At 64.6% G+C, this 18,458-nt stretch carries 25 protein-coding genes and 1 other RNA gene; 9 read left to right on the top strand and 17 right to left on the bottom strand.

Annotated features, from left to right (window positions below; genetic code table 11):
• The first annotated feature begins 7 nt into the window (after positions 1-7).
• Complete coding sequence (locus ASC75_RS10915; RefSeq protein ID WP_055974439.1) at positions 8-370, top strand: hypothetical protein; 363 nt, start codon at positions 8-10, stop codon at positions 368-370.
• Positions 371-423: 53 nt separating this feature from the next.
• On the opposite strand, the gene ASC75_RS10910 is transcribed toward ASC75_RS10915, so the two are convergent.
• From ASC75_RS10910 to ssrS, 5 genes are all read right to left on the bottom strand, one after another.
• The gene (locus ASC75_RS10910; protein WP_055974437.1) at positions 424-1,134 is read right to left on the bottom strand and encodes a DNA helicase; all 711 of its coding nucleotides are present in this window, start codon (positions 1,132-1,134) and stop codon (positions 424-426) included.
• A 219-nt stretch (positions 1,135-1,353) separates the two neighbouring features.
• Positions 1,354-2,115, bottom strand: a complete 762-nt coding sequence (locus tag ASC75_RS10905; RefSeq protein ID WP_055974434.1) for a TerC family protein — start codon at positions 2,113-2,115, stop codon at positions 1,354-1,356.
• Between the two features lie 173 nt (positions 2,116-2,288).
• Positions 2,289-3,113, bottom strand: a complete 825-nt coding sequence (locus ASC75_RS10900) for a TIGR00282 family metallophosphoesterase (protein WP_055974431.1) — start codon at positions 3,111-3,113, stop codon at positions 2,289-2,291.
• Positions 3,114-3,121: 8 nt separating this feature from the next.
• Complete coding sequence (locus ASC75_RS10895; protein ID WP_055974428.1) at positions 3,122-3,709, bottom strand: 5-formyltetrahydrofolate cyclo-ligase; 588 nt, start codon at positions 3,707-3,709, stop codon at positions 3,122-3,124.
• Between the two features lie 121 nt (positions 3,710-3,830).
• A non-coding RNA gene (gene ssrS, locus ASC75_RS25415) (6S RNA) lies at positions 3,831-3,987 on the bottom strand.
• Positions 3,988-4,125: 138 nt separating this feature from the next.
• Here ssrS and ASC75_RS10890 point away from each other — a divergent pair.
• Complete coding sequence (locus tag ASC75_RS10890) at positions 4,126-4,965, top strand: MoxR family ATPase (protein ID WP_055974424.1); 840 nt, start codon at positions 4,126-4,128, stop codon at positions 4,963-4,965.
• Between the two features lie 314 nt (positions 4,966-5,279).
• Entirely contained in the window at positions 5,280-5,726 is a 447-nt protein-coding gene (locus tag ASC75_RS10885; protein WP_055974421.1) for a GNAT family N-acetyltransferase, read from the top strand.
• Positions 5,727-5,754: 28 nt separating this feature from the next.
• On the opposite strand, the gene ASC75_RS10880 is transcribed toward ASC75_RS10885, so the two are convergent.
• Entirely contained in the window at positions 5,755-6,840 is a 1,086-nt protein-coding gene (locus ASC75_RS10880) for a GH25 family lysozyme (RefSeq protein WP_055974418.1), read from the bottom strand.
• A gap of 226 nt (positions 6,841-7,066) precedes the next feature.
• Between ASC75_RS10880 and ASC75_RS10875 the strand changes: the two genes are divergently transcribed.
• Both ASC75_RS10875 and msrB read left to right on the top strand, forming a co-directional pair.
• Positions 7,067-8,257, top strand: a complete 1,191-nt coding sequence (locus ASC75_RS10875) for a VWA domain-containing protein (protein WP_055975414.1) — start codon at positions 7,067-7,069, stop codon at positions 8,255-8,257.
• A 99-nt stretch (positions 8,258-8,356) separates the two neighbouring features.
• Positions 8,357-8,761 (top strand): peptide-methionine (R)-S-oxide reductase MsrB, encoded by a 405-nt coding sequence (gene msrB, locus ASC75_RS10870; RefSeq protein WP_055974415.1) that lies wholly within the window; start codon positions 8,357-8,359, stop codon positions 8,759-8,761.
• A gap of 57 nt (positions 8,762-8,818) precedes the next feature.
• Here msrB and ASC75_RS10865 read toward each other — a convergent pair whose 3' ends face one another.
• The 4 genes from ASC75_RS10865 to ASC75_RS10850 form a co-directional block, all read right to left on the bottom strand.
• A complete protein-coding gene (locus tag ASC75_RS10865) occupies positions 8,819-9,181 on the bottom strand; it encodes a hypothetical protein (RefSeq protein WP_055974412.1) in 363 nt (120 codons plus the stop codon).
• Between the two features lie 72 nt (positions 9,182-9,253).
• Positions 9,254-9,514, bottom strand: a complete 261-nt coding sequence (locus ASC75_RS10860; protein WP_055974410.1) for a DUF2312 domain-containing protein — start codon at positions 9,512-9,514, stop codon at positions 9,254-9,256.
• A 138-nt stretch (positions 9,515-9,652) separates the two neighbouring features.
• A complete protein-coding gene (locus tag ASC75_RS10855) occupies positions 9,653-9,961 on the bottom strand; it encodes a DUF1244 domain-containing protein (protein ID WP_055975411.1) in 309 nt (102 codons plus the stop codon).
• 11 nt (positions 9,962-9,972) lie between these two features.
• Positions 9,973-10,770 carry an N-formylglutamate amidohydrolase gene (locus ASC75_RS10850; RefSeq protein ID WP_055975408.1) on the bottom strand — a complete coding sequence of 266 codons (798 nt, stop codon included), beginning with the start codon at positions 10,768-10,770 and terminating at the stop codon, positions 9,973-9,975.
• Positions 10,771-11,013: 243 nt separating this feature from the next.
• Here ASC75_RS10850 and ASC75_RS10845 point away from each other — a divergent pair, with 243 nt between their 5' ends.
• Entirely contained in the window at positions 11,014-11,502 is a 489-nt protein-coding gene (locus ASC75_RS10845) for a DUF1036 domain-containing protein (protein WP_055974407.1), read from the top strand.
• On the top strand, positions 11,499-12,935 hold the full coding sequence (gene pyk, locus ASC75_RS10840; protein WP_055974405.1) for a pyruvate kinase: 1,437 nt from the start codon (positions 11,499-11,501) through the stop codon (positions 12,933-12,935). Before ASC75_RS10845 ends, pyk begins: the two co-directional genes overlap by 4 nt.
• 109 nt (positions 12,936-13,044) lie before the next feature.
• Here the strand turns inward: pyk and ASC75_RS10835 are convergent, their stop codons facing one another.
• The 3 genes from ASC75_RS10835 to ykgO all read right to left on the bottom strand — a co-directional run bounded on the left by ASC75_RS10835 (position 13,045) and on the right by ykgO (position 15,068).
• The gene (locus ASC75_RS10835; RefSeq protein ID WP_055974401.1) at positions 13,045-14,103 is read right to left on the bottom strand and encodes an alpha/beta hydrolase; all 1,059 of its coding nucleotides are present in this window, start codon (positions 14,101-14,103) and stop codon (positions 13,045-13,047) included.
• 177 nt (positions 14,104-14,280) lie between these two features.
• Positions 14,281-14,862, bottom strand: coding sequence for a hypothetical protein (locus tag ASC75_RS10830; RefSeq protein ID WP_055974397.1), 582 nt, complete (start codon positions 14,860-14,862; stop codon positions 14,281-14,283).
• Positions 14,863-14,942: 80 nt separating this feature from the next.
• Complete coding sequence (gene ykgO, locus ASC75_RS10825; protein WP_055974394.1) at positions 14,943-15,068, bottom strand: type B 50S ribosomal protein L36; 126 nt, start codon at positions 15,066-15,068, stop codon at positions 14,943-14,945.
• 241 nt (positions 15,069-15,309) lie between these two features.
• On the opposite strand from ykgO, the gene ASC75_RS10820 reads away from it, so the two are divergent.
• Positions 15,310-15,717 carry a lysozyme inhibitor LprI family protein gene (locus ASC75_RS10820; protein ID WP_055974391.1) on the top strand — a complete coding sequence of 136 codons (408 nt, stop codon included), beginning with the start codon at positions 15,310-15,312 and terminating at the stop codon, positions 15,715-15,717.
• A gap of 15 nt (positions 15,718-15,732) precedes the next feature.
• Here the strand turns inward: ASC75_RS10820 and ASC75_RS10815 are convergent, their stop codons facing one another.
• The 3 genes from ASC75_RS10815 to ASC75_RS10805 all read right to left on the bottom strand — a co-directional run bounded on the left by ASC75_RS10815 (position 15,733) and on the right by ASC75_RS10805 (position 17,598).
• On the bottom strand, positions 15,733-16,815 hold the full coding sequence (locus tag ASC75_RS10815) for a 5-(carboxyamino)imidazole ribonucleotide synthase (protein ID WP_082496516.1): 1,083 nt from the start codon (positions 16,813-16,815) through the stop codon (positions 15,733-15,735).
• The gene (gene purE, locus ASC75_RS10810) at positions 16,812-17,309 is read right to left on the bottom strand and encodes a 5-(carboxyamino)imidazole ribonucleotide mutase (RefSeq protein WP_055975402.1); all 498 of its coding nucleotides are present in this window, start codon (positions 17,307-17,309) and stop codon (positions 16,812-16,814) included. The genes ASC75_RS10815 and purE overlap by 4 nt, the downstream gene beginning before the upstream one ends.
• An 85-nt stretch (positions 17,310-17,394) precedes the next feature.
• On the bottom strand, positions 17,395-17,598 hold the full coding sequence (locus tag ASC75_RS10805) for a DUF465 domain-containing protein (protein WP_055974388.1): 204 nt from the start codon (positions 17,596-17,598) through the stop codon (positions 17,395-17,397).
• A 237-nt stretch (positions 17,599-17,835) separates the two neighbouring features.
• Here ASC75_RS10805 and ASC75_RS10800 point away from each other — a divergent pair, with 237 nt between their 5' ends.
• A complete protein-coding gene (locus ASC75_RS10800; protein WP_055974385.1) occupies positions 17,836-18,015 on the top strand; it encodes a YdcH family protein in 180 nt (59 codons plus the stop codon).
• A gap of 179 nt (positions 18,016-18,194) precedes the next feature.
• Here the strand turns inward: ASC75_RS10800 and ASC75_RS10795 are convergent, their stop codons facing one another.
• A complete protein-coding gene (locus ASC75_RS10795) occupies positions 18,195-18,458 on the bottom strand; it encodes a metalloregulator ArsR/SmtB family transcription factor (RefSeq protein WP_055975399.1) in 264 nt (87 codons plus the stop codon).

The following is an 18,458-nucleotide window of genomic DNA, read 5'->3' as shown; positions in this document are numbered from 1 at the left end:
CGAGACAATGGGTGCAAGGATCGAAGGGGGCATCAACATCGCCATGAAGGTGCCTAGCCATCAATACCAGGCGACGATTGCCTTTTACCGCGACGTGGTCGGCCTGGAGGGCATTCCGGAGAAGGCGCCGGCCGTCGGCTTCAAGCTTGGCCCCAACCAGCTGTGGATCGATGAGGCGCCGACCATGAGCCAGGCCGAGGTCTGGCTGGAACTGTTCACGCCAGATTTTGCCGGCACGCTCAGGCAACTCGGCGATGCGGGCGCGGTGCGCTGCGACCCGATCGAACCGCTGGGCGACAGCTTCCGCGGCGGTTGGATCATGAACCCGGCCAACATCGTGCACATGGTGCGCGAACCCGACGCCTGGTGAGCATGGCGGCAGCGTCTCGGGCGGCGGGGATTGCCCGTCGCCGCCCGATCTCGTCAGGCCGCGTGAAACCGCATCTCGCCGTTGCTCAGGAAGCACGCCTTGTCGAACAGCTTGAGGTCGAGCGGATTGGGTAGCCTGACATCGTCCAGGTCCGGCACCGATTTCGACGACGGATCATAGGAGCGGTCGATCTGCGAGATCATGACGACGATCAGTCCCCTGTCGCGTGCCAGCGACCTCAGCATGCGCACCTGATCCATCAGCGAGGGGTTCTCGCGCTTCTGGTCGAGCAGTTGCAGGTAGTCGACCACCACGACGGTTCCGCGCGGCGATGATGCCATGCGCCTGGCGATATGCCCGGCGCTGATGGCATCGGAACTGTCGAGGTCGAACAGCTCGCCGAACTGCGCGCTGTCGGCGCCGATGGCGCGGAAACGGTCCAGCACCTCCTTTTCCGTATATTCCAGCGTGAAGAAGCTGCTGCGCCGGCCGGCCTTCATCGCCTCGACGGCAAGCTCGAGCCCCATCAGCGTCTTGCCCTGGCCCGGCCGCGCGCCGAGTAGCACCAGATCGCCGGGTGCAAGCCGCGCGAACAGCTTGCCTGCCGGCCGCGTCGCCGCCGACGTTGCGGCGAGCAGGCTCCATGCGCCAAAGCCTTCCTCGGCCGCTACGCGGTCGAGCGCCTGGTGCAATGGCATATGACCGGTCCTGGCGAGAAGCCTGGCCCTGCGCTTCAGCATCGGTATGGGTGCGGAAAGTTTCATCCGGCGAACCTCCTATCGCGAGCAGTCGTCGCAACCCCTCCTTATGCAAGCGCTCGAACAGTTGGCTCGGAAATCGAGACACCCTGCACGAACTGTACTTTCCCGATGGAGGGGGGAGGCGTGGGCTGCGCCAGAATCAGATCATAGCCCAGAATCCAGTGGCCTGAAATTGGCGCGGAACGAAAACGGCGGGCTTTTGGCCCGCCGTTTGGCTTGGTGTCAGTGCTTTTCGGCGTTCTGTTGCCTGCGGCGATTCCGCTGCAGCATGTTGAGGCCCTCGACCAGCGCCGAGAAGCCCATGGCGGCATAGATGTAGCCCTTGGGCACATGGTAGCCGAAGCCGTCGGCGATCAGCGTCATGCCGATCATCAGCAGGAAGCCCAGCGCCAGCATGACGATGGTCGGGTTCTTCTCGATGAAGGTGGCGAGCGGGGTCGCCGCCAGCAGCATCACCGTCACGGCCACGATCACGGCGATGTACATGATACCGATCTCGTCGGTCATGCCGACGGCAGTGATGATCGAGTCGATCGAGAACACCAGGTCGAGCACCAGGATCTGGAAGATCGCGGCACCCATCGAGAGCTGCAGCGTCCGCGACACCATCTCGTCCTTGTGGTCTTCGGGATCGACCGAGTGGTGGATTTCCTTGGTCGCCTTCCACACCAGGAACAGGCCGCCGGCGATCAGGATCAGGTCGCGCCAGGAGAAGCCGTGGCCGAAGGCGCTGAACACCGGCGCCGTCAGCGCGACGATGAAGGAAATCGTGGCCAGCAGCACCAGCCGCATGATCAGTGCCGCGCCGATGCCGAGCCGCCGCGCCTTGGCGCGCTGGTGTACCGGCAATTTGTTGGTCAGGATCGAGATGAAGATCAGGTTGTCGATGCCGAGCACGACCTCGAGCGCAATCAGGGTCAACAGCGCCACCCAGGCGGTGGGGTCGTTGACGAAGGCGAAATATGGCGCCAGGAATTCGATCATCTGCGTGTCCCCGTTGTTCTTCTAAATGTCAATCGAGCGGCTGGTGGGCCGCTCTCGCGCAACTGAAAATTGTTGGAGCGGCCCTTGCGCGTGCCACCTGGCCGCGCGAAGGCCGCTCTAACATTTGCTGACTTGTTGCGGGCAAGTATGCATCCACCGGCCCCTCGTCAATGTCAGGACCAGAAGGAAGGAACGGTTTCTTCGAGACGGGGGCCGCGGCGCAGCGGCGCGATCCGCTCGGCCAGGCCGGTGCGGTCGGAAATGTCGACGCCGACGCCGCAGATGGTGGCCGGGCCGTTGGCAGCCTCGAAGCGACCCTTCGGCACCTTGGAGAGGAAGCGGTTGAGCGGCTCCTCCTTGTCCATGCCGAGCGAGGAGTCGTAGTCGCCGCACATACCGGCGTCGGTCAGGTAGGCGGTGCCGCCGTTGAGGATCTGGTGGTCGGCGGTCGGCTGGTGCGTGTGCGTGCCGACGACGAGGCTGGCGCGGCCGTCGACGAAATGGGCGAAGCACATCTTCTCGCTGGTCGCCTCGGCATGGAAGTCGACCACCACCGCATCGGCCTGCTCGCCAAGCGGACAGGCGGACAGTTCGCGCTCGCCGGCCTGAAACGGATCGTCGAGCTCGGGATGCATGAACACCCGGCCCATGATGTTCGACACCAGCACGCGGGCGCTGTTCTTGGCGATGTAGAGGCCCGAGCCGCGGCCGGGCGTGCCCTTGGGAAAGTTCGCCGGGCGCAGGAAGCGGTCCTCGCGCGGCGCAAAGGCCAGCGCCTCGCGCTGGTCCCAGACGTGGTTGCCGGTGGTCACGACGTCGGCGCCGGCATTGATGGTTTCGCGGAAGATTTCTTCGGTGATGCCGAAGCCGCCGGCGGCGTTCTCGCCGTTGACGATGACGAAATCGAGCCGGAAATCCGAAATAAGGCCGGGCAATTGCTCCCACACTGCCGTGCGGCCCGCCTTGCCAACCATGTCGCCCAGAAAAAGAAGTCTCATGAAATCATCTACAATTCAGAGACGAATCTGCGCAACCCGCTTTCGGTCAGTATTTCGGGGATGATGACGTCGTGGTTCTCGTCGGGAACGCGCTCGACCTGCTGGCAGTCGAAGGCGATGCCGATCAGCCTCGGCTCGATGCCCTTGTCCTGCAGCTTGGCGATGGCCCGGTCGTAATATCCCGCGCCATAGCCGATGCGGTGGCCGCGCCCGTCGAAGGCGGCCAGCGGCACCAGCATGATGCTGGGGTCGAGCACCTCGGCCTCCGCATGCGGCCCGACCGTGCCAAAGCCCATGTCGACCATCGGCGCACCGCGCACAAGTTCGCGGAAGACGATGGTGTGCTTGTCGAGGATCGCCGGCAGGCAGAGCCGCGCGCCATGCTCGCGCAGCGCAAACATCATTGGCCGCACGTCGACCTCCGAGCGCATTGGCCAGAAGCCGGAAACGATCGTGCCGGGCTCGAACCGGATGTTGTCGCGGGCGGTCTCGGCCATCTCCAGCGAAGCCTCGATGCGCCAGAACTCGTCGAGCCTGTCGCGGCGGGCCAGCGCTTCCTTGCGCAACTGCTTCTTGATCTCGCGGTGGGAAGTCATGCCGGTGGTCGCCCCATTCTCCTGTCGTCACAGGTGTTTGGCACACCGGCTGCGGCCACGGCAACGCACAAGTCGCCGCTTTTCGGGCCTGGGTAGGCAGGTTCTATCTGGATGGGGAGGGTGACGATCCACGCAACCGGTGAAGAAGTCGATCCCGGAGACCTACAAAGTAGGTGGGCGCCGTATGGAAGAACCCACGGGTCCTCCCAGGGACAGCTCCCTAAGGATCGTTAAGGCCCCGGGGAATATTGCTCTCCTGCCGCGAGGCGCAGACCGTCCCCGCCAATATAGGCGCTGTGGCGGCGATGCGCCATGGCCATGCGCCGCCGGCGCAATGATATTTGCGAGGCGGGATGCTGCGCTTGCCCCACCGCCCGCACCTCCCTAGTGTCTCCGGCGAAAGATTGGAGCTTCGCATGCGGTTTGAAGGAACGTCGGCCTATGTCGCCGACAAGGATCTGATGGTGGCGGTCAATGCGGCGATCGCGCTGGAGCGGCCGCTTTTGGTCAAGGGCGAGCCGGGCACCGGCAAGACCGAGCTTGCGCGCCAGGTGGCGGCCGGCCTCGGCCTCGAGATGATCGAGTGGAACGTCAAGTCCACCACCAAGGCGCAGCAGGGCCTCTACGAATATGATGCTGTGTCGCGCCTGCGCGACAGCCAGCTCGGCGACGGCCGCTTCAACGACATCAAGAACTACATCAAGCGCGGCAAGCTGTGGGACGCCTTCGCCGCCGACAGGAAGGTCGTGCTCCTGATCGACGAGATCGACAAGGCCGACATCGAGTTTCCCAACGACCTGCTGCAGGAACTCGATCGCATGGAGTTCTTCGTCTACGAGACCGGCGAGACGATCGGCGCCAAGGTGCGCCCGATCGTCATCATCACCTCCAACAACGAGAAGGAACTGCCCGACGCCTTCCTGCGGCGCTGCTTCTTCCACTACATCCGCTTCCCCGACGTCGACACGCTGCACAAGATCGTCGAGGTCCACTATCCCGGCATCAAGCAGAACCTGGTGCGCGCGGCCCTGACCCAGTTCTACGAGATCCGCGACGTCGCAGGGCTGAAGAAGAAGCCGTCGACCTCGGAAGCGCTCGACTGGATCCGCCTGCTGGTCGCCGACGACGTCGCGCCGGAAGATTTGCGCGCCGACCCCAGGAACGCGCTGCCCAAGCTGCATGGCGCCCTGCTCAAGAACGAGCAGGACGTGCACCTGTTCGAGCGGCTGGCGTTCATGGCCAGACGGCAGGGGTGATCTGAAAGTCTTGCGTTGCAGGCACCCCCACCCCTGACCCCTCCCCACAAGGGGGAGGGAGACCAGATTGGCGCCCTCCGACACAGGGTCGTCGGGTCGGCACCGGGTGGTGGAGTGAGGTTTGGGCGAGACGCGCCTCGCGATTCCCCTCCCCCTTGTGGGGAGGGGCTAGGGGTGGGGGTACTCGCCGGAGCACAACCTTGCCGGCTCGCGCCACCCCCCGGCCAATCCATTCCCACCCTGTGGACCGTTGGCCCCGCAGTTCCACTCAGGCAGTTTGCCGCGCATCCAGTTCATCCACGGAAGGCAAAGCCATGACCGACATCACCATCCGCCCGCTTCAGCTTGCCGATCATGCCGAATGGCGCCGGCTGTGGACGGCCTATCTCGATTTCTACAACACCGTGCTGCCCGAGAGCATCTACGAGCTGGCCTGGAAACGCCTGTTCACCGACGGCGAGTTCGAGCCCAAGGGGCTGATTGCCGTCGTCGACGGCAAGGCGGTCGGGCTGACGCATTACCTCTACCACCGCTCCGGCTGGTCCGAGGCCAACAATTGCTACCTGCAGGATTTGTTCGCCGACCCGGCAGCGCGCGGCAAGGGCGTGGGTGCGGCCCTGATCGAAGCGGTGAAGCAGGAAGCCGGCAAGCTCGGCGTCACCAATGTCTACTGGATGACCCACGAGACCAATGCCACGGCGCGCAAGCTCTACGACCGCGTCGCCCGCCGGACGGGCTTCATCGAATACGACCTGCTCTAAGCGGTCGGGCGCCGGGTCGGCGGGCCGGTCAGCCCGCCGACCTTGCCACCCATTGATGCCACTGGGCCTCGGTGCCACGGAACACGTTGAGGTCGATCTTGCCGTCGACGCCGTGCGACAGGCCCGAGCCCGAATACTGCCAGAACACCCACTTGCGGCCGGGATAGACCTTGGACGGCGGCTCGGCCACGGCGCGCAGCCAGAACGGGTAGTCCAGGAACTCGCCCCTGAGATTGTCGCGGTAGAAATCGGGCGCGGTGTAGATGATCGGACGCTGGCCGTAGTGACGCTCCAGCTTGTCCATGAAGACCTGCATCTTCTCGATCGTCTTTGCACGCGACAGCCGGCGCTTGCAGCTCGATTCGCCATTGTACTCGACGTCGATGACCGGCGGCAGCGCCCCGGCGACCTTGGGTACGTTGCGGATGAACCAGTCGGCCTGCTCGCCGGCGGTGCGGCACCAGTAGAAGAAATGGTAGGCGCCGCGCCTCAGGCCGGCGGCCTCGGCGGCGCGCCAGTTCTTCCTGAACATCGGATCGAGATGGTCGCCGCCGTCGGTTGCCTTGATGTAGGCGAAGTTGGCGCCCTGCGTGCGCAGCTTCGGCCAGTCGATCTCGCCCTGCCAGCGCGAGACGTCGACGCCGTGGACGGCAAAATTCCTGGGCGAGGCCGCCTTGCCGAAATTGATCGGCTTGGCGTCGCGGAAGCGGCGGCCATAGATCTGGCCGGGCGCGAAGGGCGTGGCCTTCATCGGGTTGGACGGGGCGATCAGCGCGATCGGCTTGGTGTCGGGTGTCGGGACGCTGTCGAGTTCGATCCGCGGTGCTGCCATCGCCACCTGCACCGGCTCTTCGGTCACCATCTGCGCCGGCATGGGCGGCGCCACCAGGATACCGGCCTGCGGGATCGGGGCCGACATGGCCTGCTGGACCGGCACGGAAGGCGCGGCCGCGGCGATGTCCGCCTGTGGTACCGGGCTCGCCGGGCGAGCGACCGAAGCGGTCGTCTCCTTCGACGGGGCAGACGACATGATGTCGCTGAGCCCCATGCTCGAGGTGCAGCCGGCCAAGGCCAGGCTGGCGAGAACGATCGCTGACGCCGCTGAGAAACGCATAGGTACCCGTACGCAAGAACAACTCGGATCGGAGGCAGACTCGCCCCCGCTTCCCCACTGGTTTCAATTGCTAACGGGAAATTACCAAAAAAGACTGAATCAGATTTTTACTTTAATTAGATTCTGGGTGTTGCAACCTTGCCGAAACTCGAACCTTGGCTCGCGCCACTTGGACGCGGCCTTGATGGGCTTGCCTGCCGGCTCGCGCGGAAGCAAAGTGCCCGCCATGCTCATACCCTTCTTCCTCGAACTCAAGGCGGCCAAGGTTCCGGTGTCGCTGCGGGAGTACTTGGCGCTGCTCGAGGCGCTCGGCGCCGACCTCGTCAGTTATGACGTCGAGGGTTTTTATTACCTGGCTCGCGCGGCTTTGGTGAAGGACGAGCGCCACATCGACCGCTTCGACCGGGTTTTTTCGCACTACTTCAAGGGCGTCGAGGCGATCTCGGGCGAGGGCGGCGTCGATGTCGCCGACATTCCCGAGGAATGGCTGCGCCGGCTGGCCGAAAAGACGCTGAGCGACGAGGAGAAGAGGCTGGTCGAGGCGCTCGGCGGCTTCGAGAAGCTGATGGAGACGCTGAAGCAGCGGCTGGAAGAGCAGAAGGGCCGTCACCAGGGCGGGTCCAAGTGGATCGGCACAGCCGGCACCTCGCCCTTTGGCGCCTATGGCTACAATCCCGAAGGCGTGCGCATCGGCCAGGAAACGAGCCGCCATCGCCGCGCGGTGAAGGTGTGGGACAAGCGCGAATTCAGGAATTTCGACGATTCCGTCGAGCTCGGCACGCGCAACATTAAGGTGGCGCTCAAGCGCCTGCGCCGCTGGGTGCGCAAGGGCGCCGAGGAAGAGCTCGACCTGCCGGGCACCATTCACGCCACCGCCGACCACGGCTATCTCGACGTCAAGACCCGGCCCGAGCGGCGCAACGCCGTCAAGCTGCTGATGTTCTTCGACGTCGGCGGATCGATGGACGACCACATCAAGGTGGTCGAGGAGCTGTTTTCGGCAGCCAGGGTCGAATTCCGCCAGCTCGAATATTTCTACTTCCACAACTGCCTCTACGAAGGCGTGTGGAAGGACAACCGTCGCCGCCATGCCGAGGTCATGCCGACGCTCGACGTGCTTCACAAATACGGCCACGACTACAAGGTCATCTTCGTCGGCGACGCCTCGATGAGTCCCTACGAGATCGCCTATGCCGGCGGTTCGGTCGAGCACTGGAACCCCGAGCCGGGCGCGGTGTGGTTGCGCCGCGTGCTCGACCAGTGGCCCAACGCCGTCTGGATCAACCCGACGCAGGAAAAGCACTGGGGCTACACCAGTTCGATCAAGATGATCTCGGAGATCTTTGCCAGCCGCATGTACCCGCTGACGCTGGCCGGGCTCGAGGCGGCGACCAGGCAGCTGTCGCGAAAGCATTGAGTACCGTTCACCGCGAAGTGATGCCCTGTCAGGCAGCACCTTCCGTAACTATCTATGCGAAGACCACGAACAACAAGAACAAGTCCGGGAGACCCCTGAATGGACGCCAAGACCTACCCCGTCACCCGCACCGACGCCGAGTGGCGCGCGATGTTGACACCCGAGCAATACCAGGTGATGCGCCACCACGGCACCGAGCGGCCGGGCAGCTGCGCCCTTCTGCATGAGAAACGCGCCGGTACATTCACCTGCGCCGGCTGCGATCAGCCCTTGTTCGAATCCAAGCTCAAGTTCGAAAGCGGCACCGGCTGGCCGAGCTTCAACGATCCGGTCGAGGGTTCGGTCGAAAACACCGTCGACCGCAGCTACGGCATGACGCGCACCGAGGTGCATTGCGCCAATTGCGGCAGCCATCTCGGCCACGTCTTTCCCGACGGTCCGCCGCCGACCGGCTTGCGCTACTGCATCAATGGCGTGGCGCTGAACTTCGAGCCGTCGGCCTGATCGCTCTCGCATCGGCCCGAAAATGGCAGCTGCGCGTCCAGAGGGACGCGCAGGGCACTAGAGCAGGCTGGCGAGGATGATCCACGCTGTGGCGCCGAGCTTGACGGTGTTGGTGTTGTGGCCGCCGCTGACGTCGGCGGTGCGCAGCACGCTGCCATAGAGGAAAAGATTGTAGGGCAGGGGCAGAAGGTGGACGGCCACGGCCAGCAAGGCCGATGCCTTGGCTGCCAGGATGGCGAGCGCGACGATCGTCGTGGCGACGTTGATCAGGCTGCCGACGGTGACCATGTCGCGCCAGAACAGCTGGCCGAGCGGCACCTCGCCATGCCAGCGGCGCGAAAAGAACGCCGCCAGGCCATTCGGCCCGGCCTGCGCCGGACCGCTATTGTCGGAAGGATGGAACTGCCCTGCACCCGTCATCGCTCATGACCTCGCATCGCCCTTGACCGGCGACCGGTGCCACCCGAAGCCTTGGAGCCGGGCAGCGCGCTATCACACCATGCCGAGGGCGGCTTTGTACAGGTCGAGGATCGCCTCGGCCTCGTCACGCTCGGCCTGGTCCTGCTTGCGCAGGCGGATCAGCGTGCGAACCGCCTTGGTGTCGAAGCCGGTGCCCTTGGCTTCGGCATAGACGTCCTTGATGTCGTCGGAGATCGTCTTCTTTTCTTCTTCAAGCCGCTCGATGCGCTCGATGAAGGCGCGCAACTGGCCGGCGGCAACGGTCTGGCTGGTCTCGGTGATGTCGTCTGCCATCTGGCACTCCGCAAATTGTGACTGGGACGAGCGCGACTCGGCGCGCCAAGGGAATTTCGGCGGTTTCGATGCCTGATGATGCGGGGAGGGTCAAGGGTGCGCGGGAGCGCAGCTGACGCGACCCTGCGGAATCCTCGGTCAGTGATCCCGGGGACGACTGGCCTCGAAGGCGGCCTTCTGCGCGTCGGTGGCTTCGCGCTGGTGCTTGGCCTGCCATTCGGCATAAGGCATGCCGTAGACGATCTCGCGCGAGGCGTCCTTGGACAGCTCGACGCCGGCCTCGGCGGCTGCGTCGCGGTACCAGTTGGACAGGCAATTGCGGCAGAAGCCGGCGAGGTTCATCATGTCGATGTTCTGCACGTCGGAACGCTCGCTCAGGTGCCGGAGCAGCCGGCGGAAGGCCGCGGCCTCGAAGTCGCGCTTCTGGTCGTCGCTGAGTTCGGCCATCTGGTCCTCCATCACAGCGGCCCGGTGCGCGAGCCGAATTGCTTCACTTCATGTATATCGGGGCGCCGGTTGATGGCGTCAATGATCGGCGCCAGCCGTTCGGCCCAGGCGGTGGTTCCGGCGTCGTCGCCGATCAGGTCCTGCCTGATCTCGATCAGCGCATGGGCAAAGCCGTTGACGATGCAGTGCTTGTACATGGTGTCGCCGCGCAGCGCGCCGTCATAGGGCTCGTTGTCGCCGACGACCAGCGCCTTGTCCTCGGCCAGCATCTCGATCAGCGGCCAGGCGGCGCGGTGGTCCATGTCCCACAGCACGCCGGCGTGCCAGGGCCGGGCGCGGCCCTGCATGACCGGCGTGAAGGAGTGCACGGACAGGATGAACGGCGCGCTCGCCGTTTCCGTGTGCACCGAGGCGATCATGGCGCCGACGGCGTCGTGGTAGGGGCGGTAGAAATTGTCGAGCCGGCGCGCGCGCTCCGCGTCCGAAATCGGATAATTGCCCACAATGACCGAGCCGTCATAGAGCTGGCGGATCAGCGTCGGGTCGTCCTCGCCGCGGTTGGGGTCGATCAAGAGGCGCGAAAAATTGGCCAGCACCGCCGGCGCGCCCATCATCGCGGCCAGCTTGCGGGTCACCTGTTCGGCGCCGATGTCGTAGGCGATGTGGCGGTCGAATTCCTCCCTGGGCAGGCCGAGATCGCCATATTCCTGCGGCAGGTCGCGCCGGGCATGGTCGCACAGGAGCACGATGCCTTGCCGCCGATCGCCTTCGATGATTTCGAACGGGGCAAAGAGAGTGTTTCGCGTCATCGGCGGCAATTTGTCCTTCGGCACGGCTTGGGTGTAGTTTCACGCCCGTCCCTGATGTGGGGATATGTGCTAACGCCGTTGTTTTGCCAACCTTTTTTCGAATATGCCAGATGAGGCAGCAAATCACCGCGGCTGAGCGCACCTAAATCGATTGGATAAGCGCGCAGCCACGCGTTGACATGCGCCTGCACATTGCCGAAAAGGGCTCCAGAAATGCAGAAATCGTCGAAGAGGGGCTTGGGGATGGAACTTGCCGGGAGGCCGCGCGCACGCTCAGCCCTGGCATCGCTCTTCCTTTTTCTCTCGGTTCCACTGTTTACGGCCGTCGCGGCCACGCCGGCCCACGCCGACTTCAGGGTCTGCAACGCGACCCAGAGCCTTGTCGGCGTCGGCATCGGCTACCGCGCCAAGGCGGGCTGGATCACCGAAGGCTGGTGGCACATCGAAGGCTCGACCTGCAAGACGCTGATCGAGGGGCCGCTGTCATCGCGGTTTTATTATCTCTATGCAGAAGATGCCGAGCGCGGCGGACGCTGGGATGGCCCGATCAGCATGTGCGTGGCTGAAAAAGAGTTCAAGGTCGCCGGCGTCACCGACTGCGTAGCGCGTGGCTTCCAGCGCGCCGGCTTCCAGGAATACGACACGGGCGAACAGGCGAACTGGATGGTCCAGCTCACCGACGAGCCCGCAACGGGCGGCCCCACGGCCGCCTCGGGAACGAACGGTCAATGAGACGCAGCCGCAAGGTCAAGATACTCGCAACACTCGGTCCCGCCTCGTCCGACGAGGCGATGATCCGGAAACTCTTCGAAGCGGGCGCGGACGTCTTCCGCATCAACATGAGCCATACCGACCACGATTCGATGCGCACGCTCGTCGGCCGCATCCGTTCGGTCGAAGAGGCGGTCGGCCGCCCGATCGGTATTCTCGCCGACCTCCAGGGGCCGAAGCTGCGTGTCGGCAAGTTCGCCAACGGCAAGGAAGAGCTGACCGTCGGCCAGGCCTTCACCCTCGACGACAATCCCGACCTCGGCACCTCGGCCCGCGTCCACCTGCCGCATCCCGAGATCCTCAAGTCGGTGCAGGAAGGCCATCGCCTGCTGATCGACGACGGCAAGCTCGAGCTCAGGGCGGTCAAGACCGACGGCAAGTCGATCGTCTGCACGGTCGTTGCCGGTAACAAGATTTCCGACAAGAAGGGCGTCAGCCTGCCCGACACCGACCTGCCGGTCGGCGCGCTGACCGAGAAGGACCGCAAGGACCTCGACGCCGTGCTCGAGACGGGCGTCGACTGGGTCGCGCTGTCGTTCATCCAGCGTCCCGAAGATCTCGCCGAAGCGCGCAAGATCGCGCAAGGCCGCGCGCTGCTGCTGTCCAAGATCGAAAAGCCGCAGGCCGTGGCCCGCCTCGCCGAGATCATCGAGCTGTCCGACGCGCTGATGGTCGCCCGCGGCGATCTCGGCGTCGAGATGCCGATCGAATCGGTTCCCGGCATCCAGAAGCAGATCACCCGTGCCGCGCGCCGCGCCGGCAAGCCGGTGGTGGTCGCCACCCAGATGCTGGAATCGATGATCACCGCGCCGGTGCCGACGCGCGCCGAGGTCTCCGACGTGGCCACCGCCGTCTTCGAAGGTGCCGACGCGATCATGCTGTCGGCCGAATCGGCTGCCGGGCAATATCCGGTCGAGTCGGTGGCGACGATGAACCGCATCGCCCAGCAGGTCGAGAAGGACCCGACCTATCCCGGCATCATAAACGCCCAGCGTTCGCAGCCGGAGGCGACTGGTGCCGACGCGATCTCGCTTGCAGCGCGTGAAATCGCCGAGACGCTGAAGCTGTCGGCGATCGTCACCTACACCGCTTCGGGCACCACCGGCCTGCGCGCCGCGCGCGAGCGGCCACAGGTGCCGATCATCGCGCTGTCGCCGATCCTGGCCACGGCACGCCGCCTGTCGATGCTGTGGGGCACGCATTGCGTCGTCTCGCCGGATGCCGTCGATCTCGACGACATGGTCGACCGCGCCTGCAAGGTCGCCTTCAACGAGGGTTTCGCCGCCGGCGGCGACCGCGTCATCATCACCGCCGGCGTGCCGCTCAGGACGCCGGGCTCGACCAACATGCTGCGCATTGCCTATGTCGGCCCCGAGGGCAAAGGCAGCCGCTGAGAAAATAGCGAATAGTGAGTAGTGAATAGGGTGTTGCGCGCGTTGCGCGAGCAAGGCCCTGCTCTCACTACTCACTACTCACTACTCACTACTCACTACTCACTACTCACTACTCACTACTCACGGGCGCCTTCTCATCCACGCAGACACCCGTCCCGAAATCGTTGCCGGCGATGCGGGCTTCGACCGTGCGTGCCAATGCCTGCAGGTCGCGCGGCTGGCCGGCCAGTTTTTCGACGGCCGACACCACCAGTTCAGGGGCCACCCAGTCCGGCTTGTGGCCGAGGTTCTTCACCCACACCAGCTCGGCACCGGCAATGTCGCGCGCCAGCCCGACCGAATGGATCTCCTCATAGACGACCGTGTCGTGGTCGCCGGAGATCACCACGGTCGGCGCGTCGATCGTGGCATAGCGCGGCGCGGCCGCCAGCACGTGGCGGTACAGCCCCTCGACGTCGATGGCATTGGCCCGGAATGCCGACGGCCGCAGCACCAGCTTGATCGCGGCGTCGTCGACATAGAGGTCCGGCACCTTGTTGGGCGAGAAGACACAGGTGGTCGCGGCGGCGATACGCATGAGCCCGGCAGGCGCCGCAACGGTTTCCGCGAAGGCGCGTCCGACCACCGGCAAGGCGCTCAGGCTGTAGTACCAGGAGGTGCCGCCGCCCGGCCAGGGGTGAGTTGCCGCCGACAGGAACAGCAAGCCGCGAGTCTTTTCCGCGTGCTCCAGGGCAAAGGTCGCTGCTATCGAGCCGCCAAAGGAGTGGCCGACGATGATGGCGTCCTTGATGCCGAGGCGGTCCATCAAGCCTGCGACGGTCGCCGCCTGGCCTTCCTGCGTTTCGTTGTTGCCGGGGCCGCGGCCAGACCAGCCATGGCCGGGACGGTCGAGGAACAGCATCTCGGCGCGACCTTCGAACTGGGGTGCCAGCGGCAGCATCTGGTCCTTCAGGTTGGCGCTGGCGCCATGGATGAAGACCAGCGGCGGCAGGTCGCCGCCGGCAGGTGCCGGCACATGCACGTAATGGATGGCGGCGCCATTGACATCGACGAAGCTTCCGACAGGCGGATTTCGCCGCTCGATCAGCCACGACGCGACGCGGGTCGCGCCGGCAAGCGCGACAACCAGCGCCAGCAGCAGTGCCAGGATAATGGTGAGGATGTTCATGTGGCCGGGCGGGTGAGGGGGACGGCAGGCGAGTAGCGAACAGCGAGTAGCGAGTAGCGAGTAGCGAGTAGTGAATAGTGAATAGTGAATAGTGAATAGTGAATACTAGCGCATGCCGCTCCGGCTGCACGCCCTCACTACTCACTACTCACTACTCACTACTCACTACTCCCTTTCTCAAATGCCTTCGCCGGCAAGTTCTTCCGAAAGCCGCGACACCTCGTTCTGGGCGTTGCGTAGCATCGGGTAGATGTCGAGGACGCGTTGCCAGGCTTGCAGCGCCAGTTCGTTGCGGCCGGTGGTCGCCATGATCTGGGCCATGCCGGACAGCGCGCCGAAATGGCGCGGCTCGAGCTCCAGCGTGCGTTCGATGTCGGCCATCGACTTGCGGTAATTCTGCATCAGGAAGTGCACGGTGGCGCGCCGGTTCCAGCCTTCGGCGTAGGTGGGCTGCAGCGTCACCACCTGGTCGAGGAAATCGAGCGCGACGTCGAACTTCTTGGCCTCGACCGCCTGCTGCGCCCATTGCATCATCAGGTCGACCGAGGCGCTGCCCGACTTGTACCAGGCTTCCCAGATGCGGCTGGCAAGGCGCTCGGCAGCCTTTTCGTTGCGCTCGCGCTTGAGATCGGAAAACAGCGTGTCGAGCTGGTTGTCGGCCTTGGCGACAATTGTATTGCCGGTGTTCTCGGCAAATGCCTGCTGCGGCTGGGTTGTCGCCAGTAAGGCTAGGGCAAAAAAGGCAAAAACGTTCCGCATGCGGAGATTCTAGACCCCCGCATGGGAACGTCAAACTGAAATTGCCGTGATGCTCCGGGCCGCGAGCGGCCGGTCAACAATCAGCCCTGGCGAGCCTTGTAGCGCGGGGCGGTCTTGTTGATGACGTAGATGCGGCCCTTGCGACGAACCAGCTGGCAGTCACGATGGCGAGCCTTGAGCGCCTTGAGCGAATTCTTGATCTTCATGTCACTAACCCGTCGGATGGGCCCATCAACGGGCCGAAACTAAAAGCGCGCCAAAAGAGCGCGCCCAATTCGTGTGAGAGGCTCTTAGACGAGGAGTCTTTGCCAGTCAACCGCAGGCGGGCGTCGCGCGGCGGTTTGATCGGCTTTTTGTCGGCTTCGTTCGCATGGCGTCTTCGCCCGGGGCTTGCCAGCGGCCGGCGGCGCTGGAATCCTCTCGCTCGTCCAGGCAGCGGAGGGGTGGATGCGGTACTCGATTCTCTTCTTATCAATGGCAAGCTCGATGGTCGCCTCTGCGGCATTTGCCGCGGAATGCGACCGCAACGACCAGACCCAGGCCGGGATGAACGTCTGTGCCGCCTCGGACTATGCGGCCTCCGACGCCAAGCTCAACGCTGCCTATGGCGACGTCATGAAGCGCCTGTCCGACAATGCCGACGCTCGCAAGCTGCTGTTGGATTCGCAGCGCGGCTGGATCGCCTTCCGCGACGCCGAATGCAAGTTTGCATCCTCCGGCGTCGAGGGCGGGTCGATCTATCCGATGATACATGCCGGCTGCCTGCAGGGCCTGACCGACGCGCGCGTCGCCCAGCTTGGCGCCTATCTCAAATGCGAGGAGGGCGACCTGAGTTGCCCGGTGCCAGGCCGGTAAGGCAAGGTTGCCGGGTCAGCGGCTTGGCAAGAGCCGCGTGAAATGGCCCATCTTGCGGCCGGGGCGGGCCTCTGCCTTGCCGTAGAGGTGGACGGCGACGTTCGGCTCGGCCAGCAGGGCCGGGACCCTGGCGATGTCGTCGCCGATCAGGTTTTCCATGACGCAGTCGGAATGGCGGTTGGCATCGCCGAGCGGCAGGCCGGCAACGGCGCGGATATGCTGCTCGAACTGGGAGACGACGCAGGCGGCCTCGGTCCAGTGGCCGGAATTGTGCACGCGCGGGGCCATTTCGTTGGCCAGCAGCGAGCCGTCGGCCAGCACGAAGAACTCGACGCCGATGACGCCGACGTAATCCAGTGCGGCGAGGATTTTCCGTGCCGCTTCGCGCGCGGCTTCCGCCGTTGCGTCGTGGATGGCGGCTGGCACCGTCGAACTGGCCAGGATGCCGTTGCCGTGCACGTTTTCGGCGGGGTCGAAGGCGGCGATGCTACCGTCGGTGCCGCGCGCCGCGATGACCGAGATTTCGCGCTCGAACGGCACGAAGGATTCGAGGATCAGCGGCACGTTGCCGAGCGAGGCGCAGGCGCCGTCGAAGCCGCCCGTGGTCATGTTGCGGAAGACCATCTGGCCTTTGCCGTCATAGCCCATGCGGCGCGTCTTCAGGATTCCGCTGCCGTCGAATGCCTGCAGCGCAGCGGCAAGATCCTGGTCGTTTTCCACAGGCATGAAGCGGGCTGTGGATATTCCGATGCCGTTCAGGAAGGTCTTTTCGACCAGCCGGTCCTGCGCCGCTTCGAGCGCCCTTGCCGGCGGAAAGACTGAGACCGTCTTTGCCAGGTGCTCGGCGGCCACGACGGGCACGTTCTCGAACTCGTAGGTGACGACCGCGCTTTCGCGGGCGAGTTCGTCGAGGGCGGCGGGATCGTCATAGGCGGCGACGATCTGGCGGTTGGCAACCTGCGCCGCCGGGCAATCGGCCTGCGGCTCGAGCACCACGGTCCGATAGCCCAGACGGGCGGCGGACATGGCCAGCATGCGGCCGAGCTGGCCGCCGCCGATGATGCCGATGGTGGAACCGAGGGGGAGGGGGGCGGTCACGCGTCGTCCGTCGGCTGTTCGGCGACCCTGGCGGTCTGTGCGGCGCGCCACTCTTCGAGTCGCGTCGCCAGGGCGTCGTCGGAAAGGGCAAGGACGGCTGCCGCCAGAAGCGCCGCGTTGGCGGCTCCGGCCTTGCCGATGGCAAGCGTGCCGACCGGAATGCCGGCCGGCATCTGGACGATGGAGAGCAGCGAATCCTGCCCCGACAGCGCCTTCGATTCGACCGGTACGCCGAACACCGGCAACGAGGTCATGGCTGCCGTCATTCCGGGGAGATGGGCAGCACCGCCGGCGCCGGCGATGATGACGCGGAAACCGGCTGCCTTGGCGCCCTTGGCGAATTCGTAGAGGCGATCGGGAGTGCGATGAGCCGACACGATCCGCGCCTCGTAGGGAACGGCCAGCACGTCGAGCAACTCGGCGGCATGGCGCATGGTCGCCCAGTCAGACTGGCTGCCCATGATGATGGCGACGTCGACCCTGTCCTTGCTCACGCGCGGCACCCCTTGCTTGATAGGCAGCGCTTAGCGGAAATGCGGAGCAATCGCAACCAAACGCCGGCAGCCACAGCCCGGAGTTTCAGGCAATGATATCCGGGATGATCCGGTCTTCTATCTGGGCGATCTTGTCCTTGAGGACCAGCTTCTTCTTCTTCATACGCTGGATCTGCAACGGATCGCAGCCCATCGCGATCATCGCGTTGATTGCCGCGTCAAAATCGGCATGGTCCTGCTTCAAGCGTGCAAACTCGAGACGAACCTCGGCTTGTTCCTGTTCCGACATGTCTACCGTCTGCAAACTCACTGGCGCACCCGGGGCGCTCCTAAGGCGGGGTCGGCGACTCCTTGTCACCGGCGCGATGCCCTTATCACATTTCACGCGGCCGGGAAATGCTACCACACTTTATTCGACATCGCAGATCGGGGGTGGCAGAGTGTCATGGTTCCGTCACAGAGCGCCGTCTGCGGTGGGCACGCTTGTGCGGTGCATCGAGGAAAACCATGAAAGGGAGAACCAATCATGTCTCTTGCTTCCCATCTTGAAGAACTTCAGCGCAAACATGGCGACGTCGAGCGTCAGCTCGACGAAGCAATGAACCATCCATCCATGGACGACCTGCAAATCGTAGCGCTGAAGCGTCGCAAGCTGGCTCTCAAGGACGAGATTGAAAAGCTGAGAGTGGACCCGACCCAGCACTAGCCCACGATCGCGATCTCAACGCATGGCCCACTTTTTCGGCACGGGCCAGACAGCCGGCGGCGAATCAACATCGCCGCCGGGACAGGGCGATTGATCGGTCGCATCCTGCGTCGATTCAGCGTCGGCAGCGATCAGGTCCGCCCCGGAACGTGAACCGGTGCCAGGCTTGGCGTTCCGCTTCAAGCGTCCCAGAACTGGTCAAGCCAGATATTGAGCTTCCTGAAACCGGCAGCACTGACCGCGTAGACACGGCGCGTGCCTTCGGCGCGGGCGCTGACCAGCCCGGCATCAAGCAGCACCTTGAGGTGCTGCGACACGGCCGGCCGCGAGACCGGCAGGCCGGCGGCGAGTTCGCCCACCGTCTTGGGGCCGCGACGCAATTCCTCCAGCAGATGGCGCCGGTTGGCGTCCGATATCGCCAGGAAGGAGTCGTCAGCTGTCAT

The sequence above is a fragment of the Aminobacter sp. DSM 101952 genome (assembly GCF_001424795.1).
GTDB classification, from domain to species: domain Bacteria; phylum Pseudomonadota; class Alphaproteobacteria; order Rhizobiales; family Rhizobiaceae; genus Aminobacter; species Aminobacter aganoensis.
Note: the sequence above shows the minus strand (reverse complement) of the source record. Positions and strands in the feature narration are given on the sequence as shown.

What these genes read in the sequence shown, in the direction of transcription:
- ASC75_RS10915 (WP_055974439.1), top strand. Translation starts at nt 8, where the DNA reads ATGGGTGCAAGGATCGAAGGGGGCATCAACATCGCCATGAAGGTGCCT.
- ASC75_RS10910 (WP_055974437.1), bottom strand. Translation starts at nt 1,134, where the DNA reads ATGAAACTTTCCGCACCCATACCGATGCTGAAGCGCAGGGCCAGGCTT.
- ASC75_RS10905 (WP_055974434.1), bottom strand. Translation starts at nt 2,115, where the DNA reads ATGATCGAATTCCTGGCGCCATATTTCGCCTTCGTCAACGACCCCACC.
- ASC75_RS10900 (WP_055974431.1), bottom strand. Translation starts at nt 3,113, where the DNA reads ATGAGACTTCTTTTTCTGGGCGACATGGTTGGCAAGGCGGGCCGCACG.
- ASC75_RS10895 (WP_055974428.1), bottom strand. Translation starts at nt 3,709, where the DNA reads ATGACTTCCCACCGCGAGATCAAGAAGCAGTTGCGCAAGGAAGCGCTG.
- ASC75_RS10890 (WP_055974424.1), top strand. Translation starts at nt 4,126, where the DNA reads ATGCGGTTTGAAGGAACGTCGGCCTATGTCGCCGACAAGGATCTGATG.
- ASC75_RS10885 (WP_055974421.1), top strand. Translation starts at nt 5,280, where the DNA reads ATGACCGACATCACCATCCGCCCGCTTCAGCTTGCCGATCATGCCGAA.
- ASC75_RS10880 (WP_055974418.1), bottom strand. Translation starts at nt 6,840, where the DNA reads ATGCGTTTCTCAGCGGCGTCAGCGATCGTTCTCGCCAGCCTGGCCTTG.
- ASC75_RS10875 (WP_055975414.1), top strand. Translation starts at nt 7,067, where the DNA reads ATGCTCATACCCTTCTTCCTCGAACTCAAGGCGGCCAAGGTTCCGGTG.
- msrB (WP_055974415.1), top strand. Translation starts at nt 8,357, where the DNA reads ATGGACGCCAAGACCTACCCCGTCACCCGCACCGACGCCGAGTGGCGC.
- ASC75_RS10865 (WP_055974412.1), bottom strand. Translation starts at nt 9,181, where the DNA reads ATGACGGGTGCAGGGCAGTTCCATCCTTCCGACAATAGCGGTCCGGCG.
- ASC75_RS10860 (WP_055974410.1), bottom strand. Translation starts at nt 9,514, where the DNA reads ATGGCAGACGACATCACCGAGACCAGCCAGACCGTTGCCGCCGGCCAG.
- ASC75_RS10855 (WP_055975411.1), bottom strand. Translation starts at nt 9,961, where the DNA reads ATGGCCGAACTCAGCGACGACCAGAAGCGCGACTTCGAGGCCGCGGCC.
- ASC75_RS10850 (WP_055975408.1), bottom strand. Translation starts at nt 10,770, where the DNA reads ATGACGCGAAACACTCTCTTTGCCCCGTTCGAAATCATCGAAGGCGAT.
- ASC75_RS10845 (WP_055974407.1), top strand. Translation starts at nt 11,014, where the DNA reads ATGGAACTTGCCGGGAGGCCGCGCGCACGCTCAGCCCTGGCATCGCTC.
- pyk (WP_055974405.1), top strand. Translation starts at nt 11,499, where the DNA reads ATGAGACGCAGCCGCAAGGTCAAGATACTCGCAACACTCGGTCCCGCC.
- ASC75_RS10835 (WP_055974401.1), bottom strand. Translation starts at nt 14,103, where the DNA reads ATGAACATCCTCACCATTATCCTGGCACTGCTGCTGGCGCTGGTTGTC.
- ASC75_RS10830 (WP_055974397.1), bottom strand. Translation starts at nt 14,862, where the DNA reads ATGCGGAACGTTTTTGCCTTTTTTGCCCTAGCCTTACTGGCGACAACC.
- ykgO (WP_055974394.1), bottom strand. Translation starts at nt 15,068, where the DNA reads ATGAAGATCAAGAATTCGCTCAAGGCGCTCAAGGCTCGCCATCGTGAC.
- ASC75_RS10820 (WP_055974391.1), top strand. Translation starts at nt 15,310, where the DNA reads ATGCGGTACTCGATTCTCTTCTTATCAATGGCAAGCTCGATGGTCGCC.
- ASC75_RS10805 (WP_055974388.1), bottom strand. Translation starts at nt 17,598, where the DNA reads ATGTCGGAACAGGAACAAGCCGAGGTTCGTCTCGAGTTTGCACGCTTG.
- ASC75_RS10800 (WP_055974385.1), top strand. Translation starts at nt 17,836, where the DNA reads ATGTCTCTTGCTTCCCATCTTGAAGAACTTCAGCGCAAACATGGCGAC.
- ASC75_RS10795 (WP_055975399.1), bottom strand. Translation starts at nt 18,458, where the DNA reads ATGACAGCTGACGACTCCTTCCTGGCGATATCGGACGCCAACCGGCGC.